The sequence below is a fragment of the Shewanella gelidii genome (assembly GCF_014647855.1).
Classification (GTDB): Bacteria; Pseudomonadota; Gammaproteobacteria; order Enterobacterales; family Shewanellaceae; genus Shewanella; species Shewanella gelidii.
On record NZ_BMPZ01000009.1, the window covers coordinates 1 to 12697 of the forward strand.

The window sequence follows — 12697 nt, forward strand, 5'->3', positions numbered from 1 at the left end:
GACAGGTGTCACGACGGATTATGTAAGGTAGGCGCTGCTTATCGAAAGGTAAGTAATCCACGGATATCAGCATGACAACCGACGAACTTACTTGCTTCATCTACTGCGTTAACTCAATTCATTTTGGGTAGAGAACAAAACTAGGCTTAAATCTTTAGGCCGATATTATTACGTTCTGCTTGACGTGGGGAGTCATACCAACGCCAAGCTAAGCGGCGCAGCTTTGCTGCGTCCTTGCTTGAGCGCCTTGTTAGGGCTTTATGCCAGCTTGAATACGACATTGCCCGATTTAAATTGTTTTAGCTTAATAGCTGGATCGTTTAATGTTGCCTCAGCGCCAGGTCCCAGCCAAAAGTTTTTTACAGCTTGGGTCGTTGGGTTCTCTGATTTCTCGTTGAAACAAATCAGAGAGTTGATGCTACGTTTTTTGAGCCAATTTCTTAATTTTTTGTACAGTAACTCTACTGCCTGATGCGACGAGAAGTTGTAAGCCCCATCCAAATCAGTTGAAGCAATTGCAATGCGACCGGAAGTAAGGATTCCGTCTTCTAGGAGGCTTCGTTCATATTGGATGAAGCCATCATCCAGCAGAATCTCATCGAAGAGTTTCCCCTTCTTAATGCTTACTCCATCAATGCTACGAAGATGATCGTCAAAGACCGCATGATCATCTTGGTTCATGAAGTATTGAAATTCACTCCGCATCTCGATTCCTTTGTAGCCCTAACGCCCTGTTAAGGGGCAAATTGTAGTTGGCTAAAATGTGAAGCGAAGCGGAACCAGCCAACTGTTATTTGTCCCGCTTGAACAGCTTGTTATGTGTAAATTTTTAGCTGTACTTTGCCGTTTATAATTTCTAAGTTACCAAACTCACCAATAACCTTAAAGCCTTGATTTGTCTTAATTAACGAATCTATATTGCCATAATCAAATGAACCATTTATATCTTTGATTGGTTTAACACTACTTTGTTCAGCAAGCCCTGAATATGAAGTAAAATCCGTAAATTGAATTTCACATTTACGGTAGCAAGTATATTCATCAGGTTTTGGACTTAGATAATGAGGTGAATCAGGCCAAATGCTTGCCTCAATTTTGAATGTGATTTCCGTGTCATTTGAACTCCAACCGAGAACAAACGAGTCATTGAAATCTATACCTTTGAAAATATCCATATACTCGACGATATCCGTTTACACATAACGCTTATTAGCGAGCATGCCGTATATGAAAATCACCATATTCTAATGAACGCCTTCAGCTTGAATTTTAATCTGTTGAATTTTATAGCAAAAAACCACCCGTTAATGCAAGCTCCTCCGAAGCGCTCCTTAAAAAACGAGCCTTGATTTATCGAGCCTTGGTATGCTTCCTATTAAATAAGTTGGAATAAATATTTACTTCATATTTATCAATCACATACTAACACCTTGCAAATCAAAACGAGAACAACAAATTTACATAGTAGGAAGTAGTTTTTTGCATTTTTGCAGATTTCACATTATACCTGTATGCATACACAGACATCGTGTAAGTGTCATCCAATGAGTAAATCACCATTCATCGAATCCATCCGTAACCTTTTAAGAACGAAGCGATATAGCCTTAAAATAGAAAAAGCTTACTCATTTGGCGGTCTGTTTTTTGCCATCGCTGGCGCGATGAATCGGGAACAGCGGCATTCTGCTGGCTCAGTTTAATGTCATCAAACGGGTTGACTTGAGTGAGCAGCATCAGTCTGCACCACTTAAAAAACTGCGGTACCGCTGCGAAGTAATCTTTGTTGGATTTATGACTTCTTCCTTCGGTGAGTAATAAGTCTCGATAGACCAGTGCATGGGCACTTGAAACATCAGATACGGATGAAACTTCAGTGCTTTGAATGAAATGTGTTGTTCTTTGCAATAACTGTTTGGCTGAAGCAGAGCTGATGGACTCTTTAGACTTAGACGCAATAAACTGCGCTTGAGCCGATACAAACGTCATTGACGGCAAAGCAGGTGTACTTCGAGCTGCTTTCACAGCCGATTGAACACGATTTGGCATTGTTTGAACTTGATTTACCGCACAATCAAACGTTGCTCTGATCTCATCAACCGTTTGATTCACCAAATCTGTGAACTCATCAGCCTGAACAGTTTCAGTTACAGAATCAATCAACTGCCGTAAACGGCTAGCAACGTCAAAATTGCGCGAAATCGCTAGTGTGCGGTTTTTGGTAAGAAGAGAAACCTTAACGTCAAAGCGGAACCCTCTGACTTTTAAGTATTTTGGTAAACAGATGCGCGTATAGTAGGTGCAATTCGGTGCTCTAAATAGGTACATTGTCTCAGTCAATCCTATAGTGACTGATTTAAGACCGCCTGAAACGCAAAAAAGCCGTTGATAATCAACGGCTTTTTCACTTTTCCAATATGGCGGAGGAGCAGGGATTTGAACCCTGGAACGGGGTAAACCGTTGCCGGTTTTCAAGACCGGTGCATTCGACCACTCTGCCACCCCTCCGAACGAGCGAGATAATATAAGCGCACAGACTTGTTGTAAACTGTTATTTGTATTTTTTTGTTTGATTGCTCAACGTTTCAACAAGCTGCTGAACTAACCGACAACGAAGCGATTCACCTTTGAGTAGGTATTTGGCTTTTAAGTGTGATGACAATGACTACGCTTTGTATTAGATAATAAATCCTTCACTATGGTAAAATTGCCAAACTATTAATCGTGCCAGATCTTTTATGAAGCCTACTTTGCTCACCAGCAGTCAGTTATCACCGACATATAATTTTACTCAAATCAAAACGGTGAACGCACCAGAACACCCGCTCTTGTTAAGCCAAGATAGAGTTATAGACGCATTTACATTGCTTTATGCAACGAACAATCAACATATGTACTTGGCTGACTTTAACGGGTTAGATAGAAGCTTATTTATAAAAGCACTGCTCGACTCTCATGCCGAAAGTGCAAACCAGTATTTAGTTGCATATAAGGATGAACAACAACAAGCCAAGCTCAGGTGGCAAGAGCAACACCCCGGAGAATCCGCAGGGGTGCTCGCCAGCCGAACCAAGCAATATCAATATTTAAGCGGAAACATACGCCGCCAAGATCTCATTGGCACTATCAACAGAACAGAGCACTCAAGCCAATATCAACCGGGTGCATTTGCCAGTTGCCAACTCGTTTTCATCTGTGCGGAATCATTATGGAAGCGTGAATCTTTATGGGAATTTGTGATGCAAACTCTGAATACTGGCCACTACCGCGTCAGTTCAGAATTATCCACGATACCTTTAGGCTGTAAAGTAGTACTGGTTGGTAATAGTTCGGTATTTTCTCAGCTTTACCAATTGGACGGCAATTTTAAGCAGCACTTCCCTCTTTTAGGAGAAATAGCACAAGAAATTGATTTGTCAGAGCACAACGAACAAACCTATCAAGCATGGCTCAATGCAATTGCTGACACCCAATCGCTGCAACTTGCAGACAATGCTTATTTGCCGTTGTTTAAACTCTCAGCGCGGATCACAGAGCATCAAAACAAACTTAGTTTAGATAGTCAGCGCTTCGTACAGCTGTTAGCTCAAGCAAAAGCCTATAGCGGTAGTACTCATATAGATGCGAGTCATATCAACAAAGCGATACAACAACAGAAAATTAGGCATAACAGCCAAGAGGTTATTTCTTCGCAAAATTTTGACGATCGCTTTATTGGCCTATCCACGAGCGGCGAAGTCATTGGACAAGTGAACGGTCTTACCGTGATTGACTTAGCCGACTACAGTTATGGTGAACCGGCACGAATCACCGCATCAGTACATTATGGCGATGGTGAAGTCGCTGATATTGAGAGAAAATCTGAGCTTGGTGGCAACATTCATGCAAAGGGGATGATGATTCTATCCTCCTGCTTATACAGAATCTTTGGAAAAGATGCCCCCTTACATCTCAACGCAAATATTGTGTTTGAACAGTCATACCAAGAAATTGATGGGGATAGTGCGTCCCTTGCCGAGTATTGTTGCCTAATATCAGCAATAGCCGAACAACCAATCCTGCAATCATTGGCTGTAACGGGTGCGATTGATCAGTTTGGCAACGTTCAAGCCATTGGCGGCGTCAATGAGAAAATTGAAGGTTTCTTTAATTTATGCCAGCGACGAGGACTAACCGGCACTCAAGGTATCATCATTCCAAAAGCGAATACTCAACAACTAAATCTATGCAATTCAGTTATACAAGCAATTGAAAAAGATATGTTTTCAATTTATCAAGTTGAACACATTGACCAAGCCGTAGAATTGTTGATGGGTATAAGTGCTGGCGATGCTGATGCTCAAAACCAATTCGAAAAAGAAACATTATATGGCATGGTACAAGCGCGGTTAGACCAGCTTGCAGGGCAAGAAGAAGAACCGGAACTAACTCCATTTGCAAAAGTGTTAACTAAATTACGCTTTTTTAGGTAACTTTTAGCTGATCGGACTTGTTTAGCTTACACGTGTTCGCTAATCTTGGCGCTTCAAGATAAGGAGTGGTAGAACACAATGAACAAAGCAAACAGTTTCAGCAAAGAAGAATTAATTGCCTGTGGCAATGGTGAGCTTTTCGGCAAAAACTCACCACACTTACCTGTGAATAATATGTTGATGATGGATCGCATCGTTAAGATAAATGAAGACGGCGGACCGTTTGGTAAAGGTGAAATTGTAGCTGAACTCGATATTACCCCTGATCTTTGGTTTTTCGATTGCCACTTTGTGGGTGATCCGGTCATGCCCGGTTGCCTTGGCTTAGATGCAATGTGGCAATTAGTGGGCTTCTTCCTCGCATGGGAAGGCGCACAAGGACGCGGAAGAGCGCTTGGCGTTGGTGAAGTAAAATTCACGGGCCAAGTGCTACCAGAAGCGAAGAAAGTAACCTACCGCCTCAATATCAAGCGTAAAATCCATCGCAAATTGATTATGGGGATCGCTGATGCGGTTATGGAAGTGGATGGTCGAGAGATTTACTCAGCAACCGATCTAAAAGTTGGCGTATTCTCTGATACTTCAACCTTCTAAGTTTTAAAACAGCGAAAACCGTCTTAGTACCCTACATGCTAAGAAAAATAAAGGCCCCAAACACAATGGTTTGGGGCCTTCTTGCAATCTCATCTGACAAAACATCAATACAGAGAGAAATTCCTTTTCGTTATCTCTTAACGGTTAAATAAACCACTTTGCCGGCCATCTACCCCTTCGCGCCATCCCCCTAACCATTGGGAGCGCGAATCCAAACTCGCGTAGGGACATAATTCTTTGGAACGGCCACCGATTCCGGCCTGAAATCCTTTTGAAAAAGCTCTGTCTAAACGATCTCGTTTTTGTCTTTTCATGCAAGCGTCCTCATATTTCCATTCAAATTGAGCCGAAGCCCACTTCTATAAATAGAGTTTTTTTTAACCAAGATCAATCAAAAATTGTGCAAAAAAACGCCTCGATTTTTAACTTATTGACAATAAGACAAAAAAAATCGGAGCTTATTCGCTCCGATTTTTACCGTTCGATTTTGATATAACTTTATGCGTGCTTTCTACGACGCAACCAAACTAAAGGTAATGCGAATAACCATGCAAACGTAGCGGCACCTTTTCGAACAAAAGGCTCATCTTCGGTTCCATCGACTTCAGAACAGCCTTCTCCCGAGTTTGTTGGCTTTAGCACAACCATTCGCGGCAGGTATGACGTCACCGGCTCACCATTCGCATTTCTATCAAACAGTGGTCCGCCGTTTTCGCCTAATTCCAAATCCCCATTGTCATCGGTCTTATAGGTTGGTTTACGAACAAATGCTGTACCGACAATCGTGCCATTTTCATTAATGCTTGTCGCTTCAACAACATAAATATCTGCTTCATAGGTGAGAACATCACCCGTATCATCACTGACGCTAATCTCTTGTCGCTTCCAGCCATCACCATCGGCGACATAACCACGGGAGTCACAGGTCATGATCTTATTGATATTACTAAACTCTAGGGTGTTTACGTCAAACAAAAAACCTGCTTTTGGCCTTGGTTTGCCATCTCGCTCAGACGTAGTATCAACAAAGCCCACAACTTGACCTTGGTTGTTAATATCTTTGGGTTTACTTTCTCTATCCGAAGTCTTGCTGAAAAAGTCGTTAGGCGTGATCACCTCAGGGTTGTCTGCTTGCGTGTCATAATAGAAGAATTTGTGGCGCAGAAAGCCTTCTAAGTAAGAGTAATAACTTCCAACGAGAATACCATCGTCATTAATGTCATATGCAATGGACGAATTGAAGTCTTTATCCATCTCAATATCATTGTACTGATAAACACCATCAGCATCTTTACTCCAGTAACCCGCATCGACTCTTAAACGGTCTCTGTTACCATTGCGATATACATGAGAGCGTCCAGCCACGGTTCCCGCAGTATTAATGCCAAGCCCCTGAGCAATATAGGTAGTGGTTGAACTACTTGAGGGTTCTAAGCCCAACGGCAGCTGTGTCGCCACAACCTCATTGCCTTCAAGTTGCCATACAAAAGCACGGGTTTGATATTGAACTTTCCGAGCACCAGTATTGTCATCAGGAAATTGCTTGTCTTGAACACAGATATCGAGTGGTAATGTTTCAGAATCATCAAAACAATTATCGACTTGAGATTTGCCACTGTTACTCATGTCGGTACTTGCATAGCCCGTCGTAAGATTATTCTGGTTAATCGCAACCACGGTAGAAAACCCACCGACAAGGGCAGTTTCGGTTTCATCGTCTTCGTTCACATATTGAACATATGGGGGAATAACCTCAACTTCTGCGTCAGCGGTTTTAATTACGCCTCGCTGCTCGTATTCCCGGAAATACCAGAAATCTTGATCAGTATTATCACCCGTATATTCTAATGTTTGCTCTGGTGCGGTCATGGCACCGACTTTAATGCCTGCATTATTGATATCGTAATAGTATGTATCGACAGAGTTCACGACATCAGTATCACTTGGATCCGTTGTACCATTTACACTGTCAAACAGTGGTAACCACGCACCATTGCTAGCATTTTCTCCAGCGGTAAACGTGAAGTTGTTTCCCTCAATCGCTTTATCGATACTAAACGTAATACGCTCTTCATCGGCGATGCCGTCTTCAATATCAATAATTCCGTCGTCATCAATATCTGCCGTACTGAGCTTTTTCTTACCTTTGGCAATGCCGACCATTTCATCTTGATCATTAACAGCTAAGCCATAGCCATTACGCGTTCCATCGAGAGTACCTTTGGGCGCTTCAGCAGATTGATCCATTAAATCTGCTAGATTCTCAATTGTATAAACTGGCGCTGCATGTGCTATTTGTAATGAACCAATCACACTTAACGCAACAAGAGAGAGGGGTTTGTTTAACTTCATTAATCAGGTTCCCATAAAAATTTGGTCAATTACTTCAACGACTCAAGCTCTTCCCATCGTTCGAAATATACTTCAAGCTGCTGTTCTTTTTCAGCTAATTCATTTAATTTTTCGGTAACAACATCCTGCGCTTGGCTATAGAAATCCGTTTCATTTACTAAAGATTGCAAAGCCTCGATTTCAGCCTCGGTTGTTTCCATGAGCGCTGGTAAAGCTTCTAATTCTCTTTGTAATTTGTACGAAAGCTTCTTCGCAGGCTTTTGCTCTGGCGCTTTCTCAGTTTTGGGTTTCACTTCCTGAGGGGTTTCGACAATCTTTTTGTCGACTGGTTCCTCAGAATAAAATTTTGCACCTTGGTCAACTGCATCTTGGTACCCGCCAACGTATTCCGACCAGCGCCCATTACCCATAAACCACCAACTGCTAGTCACGGTATTATCGATAAATGCTCGGTCGTGACTCACGATTAGCAAGGTTCCATCATAATCGGCCAGCATGGACTCTAACAGTTCCAATGTTTCGACATCAAGGTCGTTTGTTGGCTCATCAAGAATAATGAGATTCGCAGGTCGAAGCAGTAGTCGGGCGAGTAATAGTCGGTTCTTTTCTCCACCAGAAAGGGCTTTCACCGGCGTTCTGGCACGCATGGGGGAAAACAAAAAATCCTGTAAATAGCTAAGAATGTGGCGATCTTTGCCGTTAATCGTGACCGTTTGTTTACCTTCACCAACGTTTTCTTCAACAGTTAATTCAGGGTCTAAGGTTTCTCGGTATTGGTCGAAGTACGCCACTTCAAGCTTGGTACCGATTTTTACATCTCCAGACTGTGGCTCTAATTGCTCAATCAGTAATTTGATTAAAGTCGACTTTCCGCAACCATTCGGCCCGATTAAAGCAATTCTATCGCCACGCATCACCGTTGTTGAAAAATTATTGACTAAGTTTTTCTCTGGCAAATTGAAGCATAACTGCTCAACATCAAACACTAACTTACCTGAACGCTCGCTATCCGCGACCTGCATCCGCGCATTGCCCTGCTTCTCCAGTCGCGCTTTACGCTCAACTCGTAATGCTTTCAAAGCACGAACACGACCTTCATTTCGTGTTCTTCGCGCTTTAATCCCTTGGCGGATCCAAACCTCTTCTTCAGCTAAACGTTTATCAAACTGGGCATTTTGTTCTGCTTCAACGCGCAACCATTCTTGTTTACCGTCCAGATACGCTTGATAGTTACCTGGCCACGACGTCACAACACCACGATCTAAATCCACAATTCGAGTTGCCATTCGATGAATAAAGCCACGGTCATGGCTAATAAAGACGATCGCACCTTTATAATTCAATAAAAATTGTTCGAGCCACTCAATAGCATCAATATCGAGGTGGTTCGTTGGTTCATCGAGAAGCAGAAGATCCGGCTCGCAGACCAAAGCGCGAGCTAGCGCAACACGTCGTTGCCAGCCACCGGAAAGCTCACTTAAGGGTTTATCTGGGTCTAAATCTAATTGCTTACAATGTTGATTGATTCGTGTATCGAGCTGCCAGCCATTACTATGATCTAAAACGCCTTGCAGTCGCTCTAACTGCTTCAGCATTTTTTCCATGTCATCACCGTTTGAATGGCCAATGTCATGTGATATTTGGTGATATTGCTCTAAAGTGTCACCGATTTCCGCTAGGCCACCCGCAATATACGAATAAACAGTGCCCTGCTCCGCTTTTGGTGGATCTTGCTGTAAGCGACTAACATTCACATCTGTGGTGATATTAAACTCACCATCGTCCAGTAATGCTTCACCATCTAGTATTTTGAGTAATGTTGATTTCCCTGCGCCGTTTCGGCCTACAATACATACCCGCTCTCCGGGCTCAATCGTAAAGTCTGCATTCTTTAATAAAGGGGTATAACCATACGCCAAAGAACCATTATTGATCCGAACTAAACTCAAGGGTTTCTCCTGTAAACGTGTGCAGCGCGGCACTATCAAATGGCCAATTGAGCTCCAAACCGTTACTGTCATTACGCAGTACTGGAATTCGGGTGCCATAAACCGTTGCTAACTCTTCATCTTCGCAAATATCACAACATAAAAAAGGCACATTTGCCTGTTGTAAAATAACCATGGCTTCGTCACATAGGTGACAACCTTCCGTATGGAGCAGAACGTATCGAGATTGTTTACCCATGTGTAATCAACCAAGTGTTATGAATATGAGGGTTGCGTTTGTAATCTAATGGTAAGGTTTGCTTATCAATATTCTGCACCTGCATCCCAAGCTTTTTAAGTGCGTCAATATCCATTTTGAACTTACGCTTGTTATTAGAGAAGATGATTTCTCCACCCGGTGCTAATCGCTTAATGAGGCCACTTAGCATTTCTGCGTGGTCTCTTTGCACATCCCAGGAATCTTCCATTCGTTTTGAATTTGAAAAAGTTGGCGGATCGATAAAGATCAAATCAAATTGTTCATCACCACTTTCAATCCACTGCAAACAGTCGGCTTGTACAAACTGATACTGTTTGCCAGATAGCTGGTTGAGCATAAAATTATCTTTTGCCCACGTTAAATAGGTATTTGACATATCAACTGTCGTTACAGACTTCGCCCCACCGATTGCGGCATGAACAGAAGCCGATCCTGTATACGCAAATAAATTTAGAACTTTACGATTACGAGATTTATCACCGACAAGTTTTCGAGTTAGGCGATGATCAAGAAAGAGCCCAGTATCTAGATAATCCGTTAAATTTAACTTGAACTTAGCTCCATACTCACAAGTGATGAGAGACAGCTTCTCAGTATCTAGCTTCTCGTATTGGCTTACCCCTTTTTGGCGCTCGCGGGTTTTTAAAATAATGTTGTCTGGTTTGAGGCCTATTGCAGCAGGTAGTGCCAGTAAGACATCGCTTAGTCGTCTTTTAGTGACTGCTTCTGGAATATTGGCGGGCGCAGAGTACTCTTGAATAACAACATAGTCTTGGTACTTGTCGATGGCGACATTGTATTCAGGGATATCTGCATCGTAGAGGCGGTAGCTATCGATCCCTTCTTTCTTGGCCCACTTTTCCAACTGCTTAAAGTTCTTTTTGACTCGATTAGCGAAAGGAACAGCCACAGTTGCTAGGTCCTGCCCATCTTCTAATTGACCAACTTCCTGACGACGAGTACTTTTCGCATGGAGGCTATATAAGTTAAATGCACACTCAAGTGCGCCGTTAAACATCTTCATTTGTTTATCGGCTTTAAGTTTTAGTGAAGAAATAAGTTCAATATCACTACATAGCATTGCTGCTTTCCAGCCACCAAACTCTTTCTTAAGCCTTTCGCCAAATTGATTATATAGCTGCAGTAACGCCGTGACATTGCCAAGACGCTCACCATAAGGTGGGTTTGAAATCAGAAAGCCACTTTCCTCAGGTACATCAATACTCAACGCGTTGCCAACTCGGAAATCAATCAAAGAAAGCACACCAGCGTTTTCCGCATTGCGTTTCGCTAACGCCACTAATCGAGAATCAATATCTGAACCATAAAACTTGAGTTCACAACGATTTAAACCGAGGGATGCTCGCGCTCTAGCCTCTTCTAAAATTTCTTGCCATATTTTGTCATTGTGTCTTTGCCAGTGCTCAAAGCCAAAACGTTCCCGCTTCAAGCCTGGGGCAATATCTGCCGCTATTAACGCCGCCTCAATTAATACTGTGCCAGAACCACAAAATGGGTCGAGCACATTTGTTGGGTTATCCTGCCATCCACTCCGAAAGAGCATATTCGCCGCGAGGTTTTCTTTGAGCGGCGCTTCGCCTGTAGAACTTCGATATCCACGTTGGTGTAAAGAGGGACCAGAGAAATTAATACCAATGGTCAGCTTGCCATTACGGTAGTGGCCATCAATTTTGAATTCAGCACCAACGCGAGAAACACTTGGGCGCGCAATATCATCATCACGAAAACGGTCAACAACGGCATCTTTGATTTTCAGTGCACCAAACTGCGTATTATTGATGAAGCCACCAAGCCCATGGAAATCAATACTAAAAGTCGTCTTGTTTGAAAAGTGTGACGGCCAATCAATACAATAAGCTGCATTGTATAGCTGCTCAGCAGATTCACAGGGACCTTTATATATAACCAAGATAATTCGACTTGCGAGGCGAGTCCACAGCGTGATGCGATAGGCAAGTTCAAGTGGGGCTGAGAAAAACACGCCGGCAACACTCTCTTTAACATCTTCGGCGCCAAATGCTTTTAGCTCCGTGGCAAGAGAGTATTCAAAGCCCTTGGGGGCTGCTGCAAAAAAATTATACATGGATGACATCAATACACAGAAAAGGATAATCCACCATTATAACCCGATGACACAGCAAAAGATAAACTGTTGACGCCTTCTGTCTAATTTATCTGCAAAATCACAATAAATGCACTTAGCGTTAGCTCACATTGGCGATAAATAAGGTGAGCAGCGCTTTATTTAAGCACTTAAACGCTAATTTCAGATTCGTGCTTGCAAAGCGGATATTGCCCCGTTATAGTTCAGCCCGCTTTAACGAAGTCGCGGGATGGAGCAGTTTGGTAGCTCGTCGGGCTCATAACCCGAAGGTCGTCGGTTCAAATCCGGCTCCCGCAACCAATCTTCTTAAAGTTATTTTTTCGCAGTTAGAATTCAAATAATTGCAGCGTTTATCGGACGCGGGATGGAGCAGTTTGGTAGCTCGTCGGGCTCATAACCCGAAGGTCGTCGGTTCAAATCCGGCTCCCGCAACCAATTCTTTAGTCAATAGAATCAAAACAATGGCAGCGTTTATCGGACGCGGGATGGAGCAGTTTGGTAGCTCGTCGGGCTCATAACCCGAAGGTCGTCGGTTCAAATCCGGCTCCCGCAACCAATTCTTTAGTCAATAGAATTAAAACAGTGACAGCGTTTATCGGACGCGGGATGGAGCAGTTTGGTAGCTCGTCGGGCTCATAACCCGAAGGTCGTCGGTTCAAATCCGGCTCCCGCAACCACTTTCTTAGTGTTACCCTTTATTTCCCCAATTAATAGCAAATCTTCCTCGCGATACCTAGCGAATAAAATCAGCATTTCAAGATGTATCAACAGTTCTCTTACCGATAGATGATTATTGAATATTATTTCCTCGAGACACTATCGCAAATATCTATTTAGCCATAACAAGCTTTTGCCTTTTCAGATTCACTCGTCTAAATCTATCCATTTAAACTCACCAGCACCATGTCACTAATCTGTGGCTAGTCACTCATTTGGTATAGGGCATTCT

Annotated in this window: 10 protein-coding genes and 5 tRNA genes; 6 read left to right on the plus strand and 9 right to left on the minus strand. The window is 42.8% G+C overall.

The features are described 5' to 3' along the window. Positions 1–258: 258 nt before the first annotated feature. The 4 genes from IEY18_RS13865 to IEY18_RS13880 form a co-directional block, all read right to left on the minus strand. Positions 259–705 carry a hypothetical protein gene (locus IEY18_RS13865; protein WP_188921854.1) on the minus strand — a complete coding sequence of 149 codons (447 nt, stop codon included), beginning with the start codon at positions 703–705 and terminating at the stop codon, positions 259–261. A gap of 110 nt (positions 706–815) precedes the next feature. Continuing rightward, the gene (locus IEY18_RS13870; RefSeq protein ID WP_188921856.1) at positions 816–1175 is read right to left on the minus strand and encodes a hypothetical protein; all 360 of its coding nucleotides are present in this window, start codon (positions 1173–1175) and stop codon (positions 816–818) included. Positions 1176–1605: 430 nt separating this feature from the next. Next, positions 1606–2325: a hypothetical protein gene (locus tag IEY18_RS13875; RefSeq protein WP_188921858.1), complete on the minus strand. Its 720-nt coding sequence runs from the start codon at positions 2323–2325 to the stop codon at positions 1606–1608. 90 nt (positions 2326–2415) lie between these two features. After that, positions 2416–2505 (minus strand) — tRNA-Ser (locus tag IEY18_RS13880). Between the two features lie 230 nt (positions 2506–2735). On the opposite strand from IEY18_RS13880, the gene IEY18_RS13885 reads away from it, so the two are divergent. Together IEY18_RS13885 and fabA are read left to right on the plus strand one after the other, a co-directional pair. Then, the gene (locus IEY18_RS13885) at positions 2736–4469 is read left to right on the plus strand and encodes a S16 family serine protease (RefSeq protein ID WP_188921860.1); all 1734 of its coding nucleotides are present in this window, start codon (positions 2736–2738) and stop codon (positions 4467–4469) included. Between the two features lie 78 nt (positions 4470–4547). Next, complete coding sequence (gene fabA, locus IEY18_RS13890; RefSeq protein ID WP_188921862.1) at positions 4548–5063, plus strand: bifunctional 3-hydroxydecanoyl-ACP dehydratase/trans-2-decenoyl-ACP isomerase; 516 nt, start codon at positions 4548–4550, stop codon at positions 5061–5063. 137 nt (positions 5064–5200) lie between these two features. Here the strand turns inward: fabA and rmf are convergent, their stop codons facing one another. The 5 genes from rmf to rlmKL form a co-directional block, all read right to left on the minus strand. Next, the gene (gene rmf, locus IEY18_RS13895; RefSeq protein WP_188921864.1) at positions 5201–5377 is read right to left on the minus strand and encodes a ribosome modulation factor; all 177 of its coding nucleotides are present in this window, start codon (positions 5375–5377) and stop codon (positions 5201–5203) included. Positions 5378–5561: 184 nt separating this feature from the next. Continuing rightward, complete coding sequence (locus tag IEY18_RS13900; RefSeq protein ID WP_188921866.1) at positions 5562–7415, minus strand: DUF3466 family protein; 1854 nt, start codon at positions 7413–7415, stop codon at positions 5562–5564. A gap of 29 nt (positions 7416–7444) precedes the next feature. Continuing rightward, the gene (locus tag IEY18_RS13905; RefSeq protein WP_188921867.1) at positions 7445–9364 is read right to left on the minus strand and encodes an ABC transporter ATP-binding protein; all 1920 of its coding nucleotides are present in this window, start codon (positions 9362–9364) and stop codon (positions 7445–7447) included. Continuing rightward, positions 9342–9602, minus strand: a complete 261-nt coding sequence (locus IEY18_RS13910; protein WP_188921868.1) for a glutaredoxin family protein — start codon at positions 9600–9602, stop codon at positions 9342–9344. Before IEY18_RS13910 ends, IEY18_RS13905 begins: the two co-directional genes overlap by 23 nt. After that, the gene (gene rlmKL / locus IEY18_RS13915) at positions 9595–11727 is read right to left on the minus strand and encodes a bifunctional 23S rRNA (guanine(2069)-N(7))-methyltransferase RlmK/23S rRNA (guanine(2445)-N(2))-methyltransferase RlmL (RefSeq protein WP_188921869.1); all 2133 of its coding nucleotides are present in this window, start codon (positions 11725–11727) and stop codon (positions 9595–9597) included. The genes IEY18_RS13910 and rlmKL overlap by 8 nt, the downstream gene beginning before the upstream one ends. Positions 11728–11971: 244 nt before the next feature. Between rlmKL and IEY18_RS13920 the strand changes: the two genes are divergently transcribed. From IEY18_RS13920 to IEY18_RS13935, 4 genes are all read left to right on the plus strand, one after another. Further along, a tRNA-Met gene (locus IEY18_RS13920) sits at positions 11972–12048 on the plus strand. 58 nt (positions 12049–12106) lie between these two features. Continuing rightward, positions 12107–12183: transfer RNA gene (locus tag IEY18_RS13925), tRNA-Met, on the plus strand. Between the two features lie 44 nt (positions 12184–12227). Continuing rightward, positions 12228–12304: transfer RNA gene (locus IEY18_RS13930), tRNA-Met, on the plus strand. Between the two features lie 44 nt (positions 12305–12348). Further along, positions 12349–12425: transfer RNA gene (locus IEY18_RS13935), tRNA-Met, on the plus strand. Positions 12426–12697: the final 272 nt, after the last annotated feature.